This is a genomic window from Paenarthrobacter sp. 10L420, from assembly GCF_056395385.1.
Map to the genome: position 1 here is coordinate 206410 of NZ_JBFTJK010000004.1, position 15751 is coordinate 222160.

Genomic DNA, 15751 nt, shown 5'->3' on the forward strand with positions numbered 1-15751 from the left:
TGGAGCCGGCAGTTCAGCACGAAACGCTCTGACCAGCCGGATCACCGAAACTCTCCGGGAAGTCGGACCGGGCTTCTCCTTCGTCGGCGGGGCCTCCTGCTACCTCGCGAGAACGTCGACTTTGAGGGGCGCACAGGTATTCACGAGCCAGCTGAAGCCGTCAGCCGCGGCGAAGGCAAGTCCGCTTCCCGGGACTACTTCAAGGTGGTCTTCCTGAAACCTGTCACCAAATAGCACGTTGGCTCTGGCACTGTTGTCGCGTCTAGACATCCAACCGAGCCGTCAAACCCTGCGGAGTGGGCTGCCTGTGCCCATTTGCGCGTCTGTGGGTAGTTATCCATCGGGGTGTCTGTAAGTTGGGTGGCCTCGATTCCGGGCGCACGAAGGCCCAGTCCGAAAAATTCTGCGATCCGAACCTGCCGCTTCAACTCCAGCCCCGCCAAGACACTGTTGGCGTAAATGCTGCGGGAAGCGTCGCCGGGGCGCCAACAGGGACATCGTGCAGCAGGGTCTCAGCCAAGGCAGCTTCCCGGGTTTCGGACAGGTACAGGGCCGGGACCATGGGGTCGCCGAAGAAGTGGAACCGGCCGGCGCCCTGGGGCCCGGGGTTGAACTGGTTGGGCCGGAACCGGTTGGAGTGAATACGGTGGAGGATGGTCCCAAGTGCCAAGACTCCGATGCGTGGCTCGAAGGGGTCGGGTGGCTCCGGGGTCGTGGGCCAGACGACCGTCACCAGATGGCCTCGAAGTGGGCCTCAGCCGCGGCGAGCAGTTGTTCCCGGTCGTTGAGATGGTCCACTGGCCGGCGCTGATCAGCGAATGCCGATGAAGGGGTTGCCATCCATAAGACCAGGTCTTCGTCCGGGACGTCGAGACCGCGGGTGAGCGCCACTAGCTCTGGAATGACAAGAAGGACGGTACCGCGCTGCAGATCGAATTGGAACTTCGGGTAGCGGATGGCCTGGCGGCGGGCATACCCGAGCAGCCTCCCGGCGGACCGCTGCGACGACGCGAAGTTCCGGTTGGTGGCCTTGGCGCCAAGGAAAGCTGCCGTCTCAGTGCTGCTCATGGACGGCAACTCGTTCTCGATCCGCCGCCACCAGTTCTCCTCCGCCTGCAGGCTGCGGACAAGTTCAGGAGAGGGCGTATCCGGATTGGACGCAATCGCGGCTCCCAAGGCGGAGATGCTGTTCGCTTCACTGAGAGCCCTTTTTAGGATCCATGCATCGACGCCGACAACCTCGGAGAATTCCTTCACGGTGGAGGGGGAGGATTTGGTGGCGAAAGAGCCGCCTGCAGCACGCCGACGAGCGGCTATCGCCTTCTTTTTCAGGATCACGTCCCGCCGTGAGGTCACCATTTCTCCTCCTGACAATGACGGTTGATACAGATGACTTTTGTCATCTGTGAAAGACATCGCGTTCGTTCGTTTGCCCCTCGATCTACGCGGCGGCAGGCTTCCGGGGCGTCGGCTGGTAGGCCAGAAACTTCCAGGTTTCATCCTCCTTGACCCATACAGACAGGGCACTGTTGGCAAGGGTTTTATGGTTTCCGTTGACAGTGAGATCTGCGTTCATCTCGCCGAACACCAGTGCCGTGTCCCCGATAAGGAGGATGTCTTCAATGGGGTGGTCGATTCGGTGGTACTTGTAGAACCCTTTGCGAAGCTTTTCCAGGTAGCTGCCCAACGTGTCCCTGTCGCCGAGTGAATGGGTGTACACCAGCTGCTTGTGGCAGAGGTCTTCAAAGGCAGCGTAGTCACCATCGACTACGGCTTGGTAGCGTTTCGCCTCCAACGTTTCGATCTGGTTTTTCTCGGCTGCGGTGGCGTTATCCACGAAAGCGCTCTCCTTGCTTGAAGTGTTTGACCCCAGTCTGCTTCCAAGGTAATTGACGACAAGAAGAGTGTCAACTAATAGTTGACGAATCTCTCGCTCCAAGCAGCCAGGCCCCTGCCACGTCTTATCGCTCGGGCGCCGTTAGACGCCGGGTAGTGCGCAGTAATTAGGCACTTTTCGCAGTTTCTGAGCGTTCAAGCTTGGGTTCGCTTCGAACAACTATGTAACCTTTTACTTGACAGCTGTGTGTTGAATCACTTAACGTCGTCCTCGAATCCTTCGCCACCACAACCAGCGCTGCCGTAGTGCGGACCGAAAGGTAGATCTCATGGAATTGGAACTGACCGGCAAGAAGGCCATCGTGACAGGTGCCGCCCAGGGCATCGGGCGTGCGACCGCACTTTTGTTGACCGCAGAGGGGGCAACGGTGGCAGCGCTGGACATCGACAAATCGGCTCTGACCGAGCTTGAAGAACTGGCGGCGGACAATCCGGGCCGGATTGTCCCCGCCGTCGTGGACTTCACCAACGGCGAAGCCACCACCAACGCGGTCATTGAGGCCATTAGCCAGCTCGGCGGCCTTGACCTGTTGGTCAACAACGTCGGCTCCGGGGCGGTCCGGACTTTCGAGCAGATCTCAGACGAAGACTGGCAGCGGACGATGGAGTTGAACTTCATGAGCTACGTACGCACCATCCGGGCCGCCCTGCCTACGCTTCGTCAATCAACGGCGCCATGCATCGTCAACAATGCCTCCGATCTGGCCCGCCAGCCTGAAGCCCAGCCTGTTGACTACTCGGCAAGCAAGGCGGCAGTGCTGGCGCTGACGAAGTCTATTGCCCGCGCAGAGGGTCCGAAGATCCGCGTCAATGCGGTCGCTCCTGGGCCAATCTGGACACCGTTCTGGACCAAACCGGGCGGTTTCGCGGACACCTTTGCCACCCTTCACGGGATGGAACGCCAGGCGGCGGTCGAGCACGAAATGAAGCTGCGTCAGCTGCCACTGGAACGGCTGGGCACTCCGGAGGAAGTGGCACGCATCATCGCCCTGCTCTGCAGCCCGATTACCAGTTTCGTCACCGGATCCGTCTGGGGCGTGGACGGCGGCAGTATCCGCGGACTTATCTAGGTTCTCAGTCCGTCCTTGACGCCCGTCGGCAGGGCAACGGATGGACGGCACGAAGGGGTAGAAATCAGGAGTGTGAGTGGCCAATCGCCGCGGAATCGCCGTCGTCGGATCCGTGCCTCGCCCTGGCGAGGTCCAGAGGATGGGCGAAACCCTGACGGCCGACTACTGCCCAGATGGCGATGCAGTCTTCACCGGAGGTGTTACTGAGACGGTGCGGCACGTTCGAGTCGAAGTTCATGCTGTCTCCCGGCCCGAGAACATCGCCGTCAAAGGAGACCTGAACGTTCAGGTGGCCAGAAAGTATGTGGATGTACTCCCATCCAGGGTGGCGCATCAAGGCGTCCGCGGCACAGGACTCGCTCCCGGGTGCGTACGTCACCCGCAAAAACTCGACCAACGGATCCGCCCGTTCCGTAAGCCGCTCCCAGCGGACGCCTCCCATGTTGATCTCCGGACGGTCGCTGGCCCTTTGGATTCCTGGCAGGGAACCTGCCGGAGGGACGAACGCGGAAACACCGTTCAGTTTGTTCGCTGACGCTTTGGCGCTGGCGTCATTGGCCTGCTGGGCTGGCCCCGAGTGCTCACCGCTCATCAGCGAGTCCAGCGACAGTCCCAGTTCGGACACGATGGTGTACAGGGTTCCGATGGAAGGGACGGCACGGCCCAGTTCGACCTGCGACATAAAACTTGCGGAGATGCCGACCCGGCGGGCGAGCTCCCGGAGGGAGATTTTCGCCTTGGTCCGTGCGGCCCGGAGCTGACCGCCCAGTTGGGCGCGACCCTCTTCTGTAGCCGGTATTGTCTCTTGAATACTCATCGTGGGCCTTTCCGGCGATCCAACCCGGCATGCGAGCCAGTCGTTGATATGTCTGTCCACCAAGCGACCACTTAGCTGGCCACAATGTAAAGTCTGCGCTCACGCCAGTTTACCCTTCTCTTGCCCGCTCTGGCGATATTTGGCTGTTTATTTAGACTTCAGCCAGCACGACTGCGAGTTTGGACCTCCAGCTGTAAAGTTCAATGTGCTGTATTACTTGACAGTGTGGGGTGTGTCACTTTACATTTGAGGAGTGATGAAGCCGACGGCTGGCCATTAATGGAGGATTTCCCAGTCGCCACCGCCGGCCAAAGTTTTCGACAAGCGCCCGGTACTCGAAGCCGAGGACGGACCGCCCCGGAACAAGAAGAGTTCCACCGTGTATATCTACCTTCTAATTAGGAGCAAATGATGGTGCAGGATCGCAAAGGCGCCTCCGCATTCAAACTGAGCCGTCGCCACATCGGTGTCGCCGTGCTCGCCAGCGCCACTGTCGCGCTTTCCGCCTGTGGCGGGGGTGCAGCACCTGGAGGTGCTGATGAGAAGCCCACCGTTGGTTTCTCAGCAGGTGTCCTCGACAACCCCTTCACTGCGGGTCTGGTTGACTCGGTCGTCACCGAGGCCAACTCAAACGGCCTGAACATGCTCCCGGCATCCAACGCTGAAGGCGACCCCGCCAAGCAGGTGACCGATATCAACACACTGATTTCCCAGAACGTCAAAGGCCTTGTGACCATCCCCCGGGACAGTGATGCCGTCGTTCCGGCTATCCAGGCCGCGAATGCCGCCAACATCCCGGTGGTGACAGTGGACACCGCAGCCAACGGCGGCAAGATCTACATGAACATCAGGGCTGACAATGTTGCCATGGGCACCAGTGTCTGTGAACAGATCGGCAAGCTCACCGGTGGCAAGGGCACGGTGCTGGAGCTGCACGGCGCGCTGTCAACGACGTCGGGATTCGACCGCGACAAGGGATTCAGCGACTGCATGTCGGCCAAGTTCCCCGGCATGCAGATCATCAAGAAAGACACCAACTGGGAATCCGCGAAGGCTGTAGAGAATGCTCAAACGGTTCTGAGCACGTCCAAGATCGACGCGGTCTTCCTAGCCAGTGACTCAGTGATGCTCTCCGGCGTACAGACCGTAATGGAAGGCCAGAGCAAGTGGGCTCCCGCCGGACAGCCTGGCCACGTTCCCCTGGTGACGATTGACGGATCCAAGGGATCCTTGGAAGCCATTCGTTCCGGCCACGTTGATGCCGTCGTTTCCCAGCCCGTGGACCTCTACGGCAAGTACGGAGTCCAGTACCTTAAGGACGCTATCGCCGGCAAGGAATACAAAGTCGGCCCGTCCGAACATGGCAGCGAGATCGTCGACTACAAGGGAAACCTGGCTGACATGCTTCCTTCCCCGGTTATCACCAAAGCCAACGTTGATGACCAAAACCTCTGGGGCAACAAGAAGTAGCTGCCCCCTCCTTCCCTCGGGCAGGACCTGGGTGAAGACTGAATTTGAGAAAGGGTGACATCGTGGTCACAGTTAACACGCAAAATGCCATCGAGATTCGTGGGCTCCAGAAGTCCTTCGGTTCCACTCAGGCGTTGACAGATGCCAACCTGATCGTCCGTTCAGGCGAATCCCGGGCCCTGCTCGGTCGGAACGGGGCAGGAAAGTCCACTTTGATAGCGATGCTCACCGGCCTGGTGACGCCGGACTCCGGCACCATTCACATCCAGGGCGCCAACGGTGAAGTCACCGAAGGCCCCGGGTCTGATTCCATCGCCTGCGTCTATCAGAAAAGCACCCTGGTGCCGGAACTGACGGTGGCGGAAAACATCAGCCTTGGTGCCTACCCGCGAAAGCGCTGGGGGAGCGTGGACTGGTCCGCGATCCGCAGGACGGCCACTGACCAGCTCAAAGATTGGGGCTACGAGCGCATTGCCGACAAGGTGGTTGCTGACCTTGAACCGCTGGAAAAGAAGATCGTCGAAGTCTGCCGGGCGCTGTCTCGGGGACCACGGATCCTTCTTCTGGATGAACCCACTGCCGGACTCGATGAAGGGGCATCCCACGAACTCTTCGCCCAGATCAACAGCCTTCGCCAGCGCGGAGTCACGGTCATTTATGTGTCCCACCACCTTGAGGAAATCTTCAAGGTCTGCGACTCTGTCACGATCCTGCGCGATGGACGGGACGTCCTGACTGCCCAGACGTCGCACCTTACCGTTAGTCGAATCGTCAATGTTATGGCAGGGGTGAGTGAGGAAGAAGCTGCGGCCGCAAAGAAAGGTACCGTTGGCGCACATCGCCGCCAGGACCAATTGGGCGACACGCGCCTGACTGTTACCGGCGCCGCCCTCGGCTCCCGTGTCCTGGGAGCGAGCCTGACAATCCGCGTTGGGGAATGCGTCGGGCTGACAGGCCTCGATGGGGCAGGCCACGTCCAGCTCGCGCAGGCCATCGCCGGTCAGCTCGCGCTGGATAAGGGCACGGTGGAGCACAACGGCCACACCCTTGGTCAAGGCAACGTCATCAAGACCATCAACGCTGGCGTGGGTTTCGTCCCAGAAGACCGCCACGTCAACGGCTACGTCCCGGAGATGTCGGTAGAGGAGAACGCCACCCTGACCATCGTGGACCGGCTTCGCGGCCGCGGCGGCCTTATCAATTCAGGCCGACGCCGCGAGCGCTTCACAGCACTGTCCGGAGCCTGGGCCATCAAATGTGACGGACCCACGCAGGCCGTCGAAGAGCTCTCCGGAGGCAATCAGCAGAAGGTCGTGCTCGCACGGGCTCTGGCGTCCGACCCGGACACGCTGGTTCTCGTCCATCCCACTGCCGGTGTGGACGTAACGGCCAAGGAGTCCATCTACGAATCACTCCGGGCGCTGCGCGAAAGCGGAAGGTCCCTGCTGATCGTCTCCACGGACGACACGGACCTGGAAATCTGCGACAGGGTCATCGTCATGTACAGGGGCGAAATTCACGCCGAACTCGACGCCGGCTACGAAGAGTGGGAACTCGTAGGCGCCATCCAGGGGGCGGAGGCAGCGGCATGAAAATGAAAACTGCCGCCACGCCCCTTCAGCCCACACCCACAGAGCCAAAGAACCAAGGAGAAACTCCCATGTCCACGCATACCCCGACCGTTGCGGGTACGCCGACCAGCCGCCGGCCCGTCAATATCATCGGTCAAGCCCGCTCGTCAGGCTGGGCACGTGAACTGGCACTGCTGCCCGCCATTATCCTGGCGATGGTGGTCGGCGCGGTGCTGTCCCCGCAGTTCCTCACGGCGAACAACCTCCTGAACAACGTCCTCGTCACCTCTGCAGTCCTTGGGATCGTGGTGATCGCTGAAAGCATCATCCTGATCTCCGGATACTTCGATCTTTCCCTCGAATCCGTCGTGGGCCTGGCCCCGATGCTCGCCGTCTGGCTGGTCCTGCCCACCGCGGTCGGCGGCTCCGGTTTTGGATGGTCGCCCTGGGCCGCGATGGCGGTCATGTTTGTCCTCAGTATTGTCATCGGATTCACGAACGGGTTCCTTGTCGGCAAGCTCAAGCTCAACGCCTTCATGGTCACCCTCGCCATGCTCACACTCCTCCGGGGCCTGACCATGGGCCTGTCCGGCGGCAAGACCCTCTCGGGCCTGCCCCCTGAGTTCCTGGCCCTCGGCAACGCCAAGTGGTTCGGGATTTCCATCCAGATCTGGCTCTTCGTGATCTTCCTGGTCGCTGCCGCCATCTTCATGCGCAGCCACCCGGTCGGCCGCAAACTCTACGCAATGGGGGGAAACAACGCAGCGGCAGCGGCGGCAGGTATCAAGACGCTGCGCCTGACCATCGGAGTGTTCGTCGCCGGCTCGATCATCGCCGCATTCGCCGGTCTCATGCTCACCGGCCGCATCGCATCCGTGACCGCCAACCAGGGCGACGGCCTCATCTTCACTGTGTTCGCTGCGGCCGTCATCGGTGGCATCAGCCTTAACGGCGGCAAGGGATCGATGGTCGGTGCGCTAAGCGGCGTATTGCTGTTGGGCATCATCCAGAACATCCTGGTCCTGTCCCAGGTGCCCTCATTCTGGATCAAAGCCATCTACGGCCTCATCATTCTCAGCGCGCTGATCTTCAACTACTTCGCCGGTTCCCGGAGTACCCGCCGCGTCGTGTAACCAATCCGCCACCCCTTGAAAACAAGGAGCATCACACCGTGAGTTCACCATCCTTCGACGGGAAAGTCGCCATCGTCACCGGCGCGGCCAGTGGCATCGGCTATGCGACCGCTACGGCACTGGCCGCACAGGGTGCGACCGTCTACGGAGCTGACATAGCCGCCGGCGACGCAGCTGACGGGACCATCCAGTGGCGGCGCCTCGACGTCGCCGAAGAAGACGGCTGGAAGGCACTCACGGAAGAAGTGCTCCAGGCCCACGGCCGGATCGACGTCCTGGTCAATAACGCAGGCCTGGTCGGATCGTACGAATCGATCACGGATATCGACATCCAGGACTGGCACCGGATCATCTCCATCAACCAGACCGGGGTCTTCCTGGGAATGCGCTTCGTCGCACCGGCCATGCTGGCGCAGGAATCCGGATCCATCGTGAACGTCTCGTCCATCTGGGGACTTGTCGGAGCAGCCGGCGTCGCCGCCTACCAGGCATCCAAGGGTGCCGTGACGATGATGACGAAGAACGCCTCCGCCACCTGGGCAGCGCAGGGGATCCGCGTGAACTCGGTCCACCCCGGGCTGATCACAACACCCTTGACGGAAAACCAGGATCAGGCCATTTCAGATGAGCTGATCGCCAAGACCCCTATGCACAGGGCCGGAAAGGCCAGCGAAGTCGCCGATGCGATCGTCTACCTCGCCTCCGACAAGGCCTCATACATCACCGGCGCGCAACTCGTTGTCGATGGCGGATTCACCAGCATCTGAGCCCCACTGACCAGCCGCCCCAGCTCCAAGGAAGGAACAGCACCATGAGCACGGACCTCGGCCCCGGAACACTGACTGCCGCAGTCATCGACAGTTTCCGCAGCACCCCGGATGACCGGCTTCGGACCATCCTGACCAGCCTCACCACCCACCTTCACAACTTCATCCGGGAAATCGAACCGACGATCGAAGAATGGGAAACCGCCATCAACTTCCTGACCGCCACAGGCCAGAAGTGCGACACCGTCCGCCAGGAGTTCATCCTCCTTTCCGACGTGCTGGGCGTGTCGATGATGGTGGAAACGATCAACGACGCCGAAACCCCGGACGCCACCGACTCCACCGTTCTGGGGCCGTTCCATATGGTCGAATCCCCGAAACGGGATCTGGGCGAGAACGCTTCGCCCGAGAGCGAAGGTGATATCTGCTTGGTACGGGGTCGCATCCTGTCCGTCACCGGTGAACCGGTCCCGCATGCCTCCATCGACATCTGGCAGGCAAACACCAAAGGCTTCTACGACGTTCAGCAACCCGGCATCCAAAGCATCGGCAACGGACGCGGTCTGTTCACATCCAACGCCGCCGGAGAGTTCTACTTCCGCAGCGTTATCCCCAGCTATTACCCGATACCAACCGACGGGCCTGTCGGTGACCTGCTGCACGCCACTGCGCGCCATCCGAACAGGCCGGCACACATCCACTTCATCGTCACCGCCCCCGGATTCCGGGAACTGACAACCCACATCTTTGTTGCCGGCAGCGACTACATCGACTCAGACGCCGTTTTCGCCGTAAAGAAGAGCCTGATCGCCGAATTCGCGCCCAACACCTCAGCGGACGACGCAGCCCGCTACGGGCTTGCCTCCCCGTTCATGGAGGCAGTGATCGACATCGTTATCCACCCCGACCTCGTCGACCCCGACATTATCCAGAACGCGGTGATGTCCCCGGCCACTGCTCGGATTATCGAAGCACAGGAGAACACCCAATGAAGGATTTTCAATACCAGGCACTTCCAATGCGCGTCCGCTTTGGAGCAGGATCTCTTGCCTCCCTCAACGATGAGGTGGTCAAACTTGGCCTCAAGCGTGTTCTGGTCCTTGCCACCCCTTTCCAGGCGGACCTCGCTGAAAAGGTTTCCGCACAGTTGGGAGATCTCAGCGCCGGCGTGCATGCGGAAGCTGAAATGCACGTGCCCATCGAATCTGCCCATAGGGCGCGTGAGGTAGCCGCAGCGGCTCAGGCCGACGGGTACGTTGCTGTTGGCGGCGGATCGACAACGGGGCTGGGCAAGGCCATCGCACTCGAGTTCGGCCAGCCGATTATCGCCGTCCCCACCACTTACGCCGGCTCCGAGATGACGCCGGTGTGGGGGCTGACCGCCGACGGCGAAAAGAAGACCGGGCGCGATCCCAAAGTTCTGCCCACCAGTGTCATCTACGACCCGGAACTTACCGTCACCCTCCCGGTGGCCATGTCCATCACCAGCGGATTCAACGCCATCGCCCACGCCGTGGAGGCCCTCTACGCTCCCGACGGATCGCCGATTATCTCGCTGATGGCAGAGGAAGGCACCCGTGCACTGCTCGAAGCGATGCCGAAGATCGCCGAAAGCCCCTCCAGCATCGAAGCCCGCTCCGACGCCCTGTACGGTGCCTGGCTCTGCGGAGCTACTTTGGGTGCAACAACAATGTCCCTGCACCACAAGTTGTGCCACACTCTCGGCGGGACCTTCAACCTTCCCCACGCCGAAACCCACACAGTGGTGCTTCCCTATGCCCTGGCCTACAACGCCCAGCACGCCCCGCAGGCGATCGCGGCCCTGCAGCGCGCAACCGGTTCAGACAATCCCGCTGCGCACTTCAAGAAGTTGAGCGTAGCCCTCGGTGCGCCGTCGTCGCTGGCTGAACTGGGCCTTAAGGAGTCCGATATCGACAAGATTGTCGAAATCGCGACCAAGAACCCTTACGCCAACCCGAGGGAAGTTACGCCGGAGGGCATCCGGGAGCTCATCACTGCGGCTCTCCACGGCAGCGACGTCTAAGCCGACGAACCTCGTTACTACCCGCTGCCTGAACCTACAGAAGGAAGACATCATGTCTGAGACCGTCAAAGACGTGCGGCCAGCATCCGCAGTACCCCCTCTGGGCACTGTCCCAGCCGTTCTGGTCCGCAAAGACGCCAACGCCACCGTCACAGTCGAGCCAGGCACTACAGCCGTCACATCGCCCAAGCCCACCGAACTCCTTATCCGGCCCGCCTACGTAGGGGTGTGCGGAACCGATATCGAGATCCTGCACGGCAGCATGCCGGAATCCTTCAAGATCAACTATCCCCATGTCATGGGCCACGAATGGTCAGGTTTCGTCGTGGAAGCAGGTGCTGACGTTGAAGGGTTCCACCCAGGGGACCGGGTGCTCGGCCACGGACACCTGGGTGGAAATGACTGGTTTGGCGTCACTCACGACGGAGCAGCAGCAGAGCTCTTCACTGTCCCGGCGGACATGTGTTTCCACATCCCCGCCGAGGTGGACATGCTTACGGCCGCCGTCATCGAGCCGTTCGCCTGCGTACTGAACGGATTGACCAAAATCGGCGGAATCAGCGCTGCGGACACCGTCCACGTGCACGGACTCGGAGCCATCGGCCTCAACGCCGTCCTGCAGGCAGTCACCGCAGGCGCGGTCGTCGTCGTGTTCGACCCCAGTCCGCTTCGTCGCGACACTGCGATGAAACTGGGGGCAAAAGCTGCCGTGAATCCCCTGGAGAACCCGGACACCACTACTGCGGCATCAGAGGCCATCGGACGGCCATTCGCAGACGTGGTTATTGAGGCTTCCGGGAACTCGGCGGCTCAAGCGGCTGCGCTCGAGAGCGCTGACCACAATGGACGTGTCTTGCTGATGGGTGTCTCCACTCCGAAATTCGCTCCCGCGCGATTGGGCCTTGTCCAGGAACGGAACCTGACAATCGCCAGCTCCACCGGGGCGCCGGTGGCAATTTGGCCGGCAGCGATCCGTTTCGTTGCCAACTCGGGCCTGAACCTCGGTGAGATTGTCTCCACTGTGGTCCCCTTCTCCCGAGGGGACGAAGCCCTGCAGCGTGCACAGGATTCCAGCCATGAAACGAAGGTCATGCTCGCCCCTGACGACACAGCGCTCGACGGCGGGCCAAGCTCCCCAACCCCCAAAGCCAACTAACAAAGGACGAATGTGAACGACACGAGCATCATTCAAAACCGGGACCTGCTGGCCTCCTGCTGGACCTGGGCAGGAAACGCAGCGCCGCTGCGTGGCGACGAAACAAGTCCCATTGACGTGCGGACCCGGGTTGAGGCCGCCGCCAAAGCCGGTTGGAAAGGCCTTGGATTCATCCACGCCGACCTTCCACAGATCGAAGAAACCATTGGCCTTAAGGGACTCCGCCAGCTGATGGACGACAACGGCATCGTCCACGCCGAGATGGAATTCCTCGCCGATTGGTGGAAGAACGGCCCTGAACGGGAGGAATCCGATCGCTGGCGCAAGATCCTTTTCAACGCCGCGGAGATTCTCGGCGTCAAGACCATCAAGATCGGCGCGGAGCTTGCTCTCGAAGGTGAACCGGCGCCCGTCGATGAGATCGCATTCCACGAGGAATTCGACCGGCTCGCCACCCAAGCCGGCGAAGCAGGCACGCGGGTCGCCCTGGAACCGATGCCGATGAACAACCTTAAGACGATCGAAATCGGCGCGAAGTTCATCAACGAAGTCAACAACCCGCACGGCGGACTCACCGTCGACACCTGGCACACCAGCCGCGGCGGGACCCGTTATGAAGATCTGTCCTCCATCCTGCCGATGGACAAGGTCTTCATTGTCGAAATCGATGATGCCCGCAAGGACGTTGTCGGTTCGCTCTGGGAAGACACCATCAACGAGAGGCTCTACCCCGGCGAGGGAGACCTGGACACCGTCAGCTTCGTCAAGGCAATCTATGACGCCGGCTGGCGGGGTCACTGGGGTGTGGAAATACTCGCGGAATCACACCGGATCCTGCCCTTGGACCGGGCCCTGGCCCGCGCCCACGATTCGGCGGCGGCAACACTCGAGGCAGCGTCCCAGTTGATCGCCGCAGAGCAGTCCGAAAAGGTCTGAAGCGACTGAGCTTTCTGAATACTCCCGGCCCACGCGCTGCCCGCAAGAGGCAGCGCGTGGGTCAAACACGACAAGCACCCTAAGAAGAAGCGGAACACCGTGAGCGCACCAGCCCCCGAGGAACGATCGGACGCGGCCACACAGCTTGGCAGTCGGCTCCGGAATGCCCGGCAAAGCGTCAGGCTGTCCCTGCGCGAACTCGCGCGCCGCGCAGACGTTTCCGCCAGCCTCGTTTCACAAATCGAGCTTGGCCGCACGTCACCGTCCGTGGGAACCCTTTACGCCCTCGTCTCCGAATTGGGCCTGTCACTGGACACCCTGATGCAGGATGGGGCCCTGTTGAGTATTCCGTCTCCAGTAACGAACCTCCGGATGGCTGACACCGCCGTCGCAACCGGGGAAGCGGAAACCAAGTCCGCGGAGGACCAGCACCGGGTCACCCATTCAGTGACCTCCATGGCGGCCAATCCACTCCCAGGGCTGCTTGAAGCGAGGGACCGTCCAAAACTACGAGTCGACGGTGTCCTCTGGGAGCGGCTGACCGCTGAGAACGACCCCAGCGTGGAGCTGCTTCGCGTGACGTACCGAAGCGGCACAGAATCCTGCCCGCCGGACAACCTCATGCGGCATGGTGGGCATGAGTACTTCCACATCCTTGAAGGAAAGCTCCACGTGGAGGCAGGCTCCTCGTCGGGAACGCTTAACGCCGGGGACAGCATCAATTTCTTATCGTCCCTCCCACACCGGCTTAGCAATCCATTCACCGAGGACTGTGTAGCCATCTGGGTGGTGGTCGGCCGGCGAAGCCAGGACCCGGACAACACCGTCTCGCCCATTGCATAGGCCCGACGCAAACTGTCCGTACAAGTCTTACGGAACATGGAATGGAGCCCCAGACGGCCGTAGGGCAATGCGTTCCGTTGGTTGGTCTCAGAATTCTACTTCCAGTTGCGGCTTCCGTGATCAGCCGCGGACGCTCCGAGTTCCTTCGCGCATTGGAGTTGGTGTTGGTTCACCGGGAGGCTGTTGATTCCGGGGTTCATGGCTTGTGCTCGTGCGTGAGCCAAACCATTGCAGGGTTCCGGGAACGGGCGGATGACCATTGCCGGGGCTATGGTCATCCACCTCGTTCGATACGCACCTTACGGCTGCCGCCCTGTGGCCTGGGTGACGATGGGCGCCGCTCCGGTGTGGCCGTCGCGTGCAGCGGCAATCTCGCGGATCCGCCCGCGGCATGCGTACCAGCCTGCGATCATGAGCGCTACCGCGATTGCGGTTACGACCACGGTCAACGGGGAGTCTATAAGAATCATGACAAGGACCACGGCTAGGAAGGCAATGGTTAGATAGCCCGTAAACGGGGCTCCGGGCATGCGGAAGGAGGGACGTTGGGTCCACCCTTTCCTGGCCCACCTCTGAAATTGGATTTGGCACAGGACGATCGCGGCCCACGCGACGATGATGCCAACGGCCGCAATGTTGAGGACGATCTCGAATGCGTCGCCCGGGACGATGTAGTTCAGCGGGATACCGAGGAAGGAGACTGCTGCCGTGATGGCTATGCCGCCGTAGGGCACGCCGGCCTTGTTCATTCGAAGTGCGAATCTCGGCGCTGAGCCGGCGGCGGCCATCGAGCGTAGGATGCGTCCGGTGGAGTAGAGCCCGGCGTTCAGCGAAGACAGGGCAGCTGTGAGCACAACGAGGTTCATGATGGAGTCGATGCCGTTGATGCCGATTGAGCTGAAGAACGTCACGAACGGGCTGACGCCCTTTTCATAAGCGGTGTAGGGCAGCAGCAGTGAGAGCAAGACGACGGATCCGACGTAGAAGAGCGCGATGCGGGCGATGACGGCGTTGATCGCCTTCGGCATGACCTTGGCTGGGTTCTCGGTCTCGCCGGCGGCAGTGCCGACGAGCTCAATTGAGCCGTAGGCAAAGATGATTCCCGACATGAGCAGGACCATCGGCAGAACGCCGTTCGGGAAGATTCCGCCGTTGTCGGAGATGAGCTGGAATCCGACCGCGCCACCGGTAGGAGTGCCGAAGACGACGAAATAGATGCCCACGAGGAGGAACGCGACCAGTGCGGTGACCTTGATGAGGGCAAACCAGAATTCCATCTCCCCGAAGACCTTGACGGAGACAAGGTTGAGGGCGAGGACGAGCACCAGGGCGATCAGTGCCCAGCTCCACTGTGGGACCGCGGCGATCCAGGGGACGTACCTGCCGAAGAAGCTCATGTAGAGTGCGGCAGCGGTCGTGTCGGCGATCGTCGTCGCAGCCCAAACCAGCCAGTAGAACCATCCGACGGTGAACGCTGCCTTCTCGCCGAAGAATTCCCTGGCATAGGAGACGAACGAGCCCGACGACGGTCGGTGCAGTACGAGTTCGCCCAGGGCGCGCAGGATCAGGAAGGCGAAGGCCCCGCAGATCGCGTAGGCGATGAAGAGTGATGGCCCGGCTGCGGCAAGTCGGCCACCTGCGCCGAGGAACAGGCCGGTGCCGATCGCACCCCCGATAGCGATCATCTGGATTTGTCGGGATTTGAGTCCTTTCTGGTAGCCGGCATCCTCGGCGTGCAGTACGGGATCGGGTGCGTGCGCGTGTCCCGAGTCTGTGACGGGCGGCTGAATCGACATGGGAAGCCTTCCTGTTGGTTTGAGCCTGAAAAGGGCCTGATGGTCTACGGCGTAACCGCTGGAGTTGGGGTGCGGGCAGGCATTTGAGGGGATTGCCGTTCTGGGCGCCCGCGGTAGGGCTGTAGTGAGCAGAACGGGGATATGGGAAACCTGAACACCGAAGAACCGGAGATTCAAATCACAGTTGAGAGTATGCGGCAAGACGCATCAAAAGATCAACAGTTTGTTGGAACAGTTTTGCCCTTGAGGGCG

Annotated in this window: 15 protein-coding genes; 10 read left to right on the forward strand and 5 right to left on the reverse strand. The window is 61.2% G+C overall.

Annotated features, from left to right (window positions below):
* Nucleotides 1–424: 424 nt before the first annotated feature.
* From AC1DD5_RS09295 to AC1DD5_RS09305, 3 genes are all read right to left on the reverse strand, one after another.
* Nucleotides 425–733, reverse strand: a complete 309-nt coding sequence (locus AC1DD5_RS09295) for an RES family NAD+ phosphorylase (protein ID WP_442005874.1) — start codon at nucleotides 731–733, stop codon at nucleotides 425–427.
* Nucleotides 730–1359: a hypothetical protein gene (locus AC1DD5_RS09300; RefSeq protein ID WP_477521216.1), complete on the reverse strand. Its 630-nt coding sequence runs from the start codon at nucleotides 1357–1359 to the stop codon at nucleotides 730–732. Before AC1DD5_RS09300 ends, AC1DD5_RS09295 begins: the two co-directional genes overlap by 4 nt.
* A gap of 82 nt (nucleotides 1360–1441) precedes the next feature.
* On the reverse strand, nucleotides 1442–1837 hold the full coding sequence (locus tag AC1DD5_RS09305; protein ID WP_477521217.1) for a nuclear transport factor 2 family protein: 396 nt from the start codon (nucleotides 1835–1837) through the stop codon (nucleotides 1442–1444).
* Between the two features lie 328 nt (nucleotides 1838–2165).
* On the opposite strand from AC1DD5_RS09305, the gene AC1DD5_RS09310 reads away from it, so the two are divergent.
* Nucleotides 2166–2966 carry an SDR family NAD(P)-dependent oxidoreductase gene (locus AC1DD5_RS09310; RefSeq protein WP_442005877.1) on the forward strand — a complete coding sequence of 267 codons (801 nt, stop codon included), beginning with the start codon at nucleotides 2166–2168 and terminating at the stop codon, nucleotides 2964–2966.
* Between the two features lie 64 nt (nucleotides 2967–3030).
* Here AC1DD5_RS09310 and AC1DD5_RS09315 read toward each other — a convergent pair whose 3' ends face one another.
* The gene (locus tag AC1DD5_RS09315; protein ID WP_442005878.1) at nucleotides 3031–3783 is read right to left on the reverse strand and encodes a helix-turn-helix domain-containing protein; all 753 of its coding nucleotides are present in this window, start codon (nucleotides 3781–3783) and stop codon (nucleotides 3031–3033) included.
* 408 nt (nucleotides 3784–4191) lie between these two features.
* Between AC1DD5_RS09315 and AC1DD5_RS09320 the strand changes: the two genes are divergently transcribed.
* From AC1DD5_RS09320 to AC1DD5_RS09360, 9 genes are all read left to right on the forward strand, one after another.
* Entirely contained in the window at nucleotides 4192–5253 is a 1062-nt protein-coding gene (locus AC1DD5_RS09320) for a sugar ABC transporter substrate-binding protein (RefSeq protein WP_477521218.1), read from the forward strand.
* 62 nt (nucleotides 5254–5315) lie between these two features.
* Nucleotides 5316–6845 (forward strand): sugar ABC transporter ATP-binding protein, encoded by a 1530-nt coding sequence (locus AC1DD5_RS09325; RefSeq protein WP_477521219.1) that lies wholly within the window; start codon nucleotides 5316–5318, stop codon nucleotides 6843–6845.
* 68 nt (nucleotides 6846–6913) lie between these two features.
* On the forward strand, nucleotides 6914–7957 hold the full coding sequence (locus tag AC1DD5_RS09330; RefSeq protein ID WP_442005881.1) for an ABC transporter permease: 1044 nt from the start codon (nucleotides 6914–6916) through the stop codon (nucleotides 7955–7957).
* A 38-nt stretch (nucleotides 7958–7995) separates the two neighbouring features.
* The gene (locus AC1DD5_RS09335; protein WP_442018273.1) at nucleotides 7996–8724 is read left to right on the forward strand and encodes an SDR family NAD(P)-dependent oxidoreductase; all 729 of its coding nucleotides are present in this window, start codon (nucleotides 7996–7998) and stop codon (nucleotides 8722–8724) included.
* 44 nt (nucleotides 8725–8768) lie between these two features.
* Nucleotides 8769–9716, forward strand: coding sequence for a dioxygenase family protein (locus tag AC1DD5_RS09340; protein WP_442005883.1), 948 nt, complete (start codon nucleotides 8769–8771; stop codon nucleotides 9714–9716).
* Nucleotides 9713–10768 (forward strand): maleylacetate reductase, encoded by a 1056-nt coding sequence (locus AC1DD5_RS09345; RefSeq protein ID WP_477521220.1) that lies wholly within the window; start codon nucleotides 9713–9715, stop codon nucleotides 10766–10768. The genes AC1DD5_RS09340 and AC1DD5_RS09345 overlap by 4 nt, the downstream gene beginning before the upstream one ends.
* A 52-nt stretch (nucleotides 10769–10820) precedes the next feature.
* Complete coding sequence (locus AC1DD5_RS09350) at nucleotides 10821–11924, forward strand: zinc-dependent alcohol dehydrogenase (protein ID WP_442005885.1); 1104 nt, start codon at nucleotides 10821–10823, stop codon at nucleotides 11922–11924.
* A gap of 12 nt (nucleotides 11925–11936) precedes the next feature.
* Nucleotides 11937–12860, forward strand: a complete 924-nt coding sequence (locus tag AC1DD5_RS09355; protein ID WP_442005886.1) for a sugar phosphate isomerase/epimerase family protein — start codon at nucleotides 11937–11939, stop codon at nucleotides 12858–12860.
* A gap of 99 nt (nucleotides 12861–12959) precedes the next feature.
* Nucleotides 12960–13703: a helix-turn-helix domain-containing protein gene (locus AC1DD5_RS09360; RefSeq protein WP_477521221.1), complete on the forward strand. Its 744-nt coding sequence runs from the start codon at nucleotides 12960–12962 to the stop codon at nucleotides 13701–13703.
* Between the two features lie 299 nt (nucleotides 13704–14002).
* On the opposite strand, the gene AC1DD5_RS09365 is transcribed toward AC1DD5_RS09360, so the two are convergent.
* Nucleotides 14003–15499 carry an amino acid permease gene (locus AC1DD5_RS09365; protein ID WP_442005888.1) on the reverse strand — a complete coding sequence of 499 codons (1497 nt, stop codon included), beginning with the start codon at nucleotides 15497–15499 and terminating at the stop codon, nucleotides 14003–14005.
* Nucleotides 15500–15751 lie beyond the last annotated feature (252 nt).

Bases quoted from the DNA above. Each gene is read 5' to 3' on its own strand.
- AC1DD5_RS09300 (WP_477521216.1), bottom strand. From the start codon at position 1,359: ATGGTGACCTCACGGCGGGACGTGATCCTGAAAAAGAAGGCGATAGCC.
- AC1DD5_RS09310 (WP_442005877.1), top strand. From the start codon at position 2,166: ATGGAATTGGAACTGACCGGCAAGAAGGCCATCGTGACAGGTGCCGCC.
- AC1DD5_RS09315 (WP_442005878.1), bottom strand. From the start codon at position 3,783: ATGAGTATTCAAGAGACAATACCGGCTACAGAAGAGGGTCGCGCCCAA.
- AC1DD5_RS09320 (WP_477521218.1), top strand. From the start codon at position 4,192: ATGATGGTGCAGGATCGCAAAGGCGCCTCCGCATTCAAACTGAGCCGT.
- AC1DD5_RS09330 (WP_442005881.1), top strand. From the start codon at position 6,914: ATGTCCACGCATACCCCGACCGTTGCGGGTACGCCGACCAGCCGCCGG.
- AC1DD5_RS09340 (WP_442005883.1), top strand. From the start codon at position 8,769: ATGAGCACGGACCTCGGCCCCGGAACACTGACTGCCGCAGTCATCGAC.
- AC1DD5_RS09345 (WP_477521220.1), top strand. From the start codon at position 9,713: ATGAAGGATTTTCAATACCAGGCACTTCCAATGCGCGTCCGCTTTGGA.
- AC1DD5_RS09350 (WP_442005885.1), top strand. From the start codon at position 10,821: ATGTCTGAGACCGTCAAAGACGTGCGGCCAGCATCCGCAGTACCCCCT.
- AC1DD5_RS09365 (WP_442005888.1), bottom strand. From the start codon at position 15,499: ATGTCGATTCAGCCGCCCGTCACAGACTCGGGACACGCGCACGCACCC.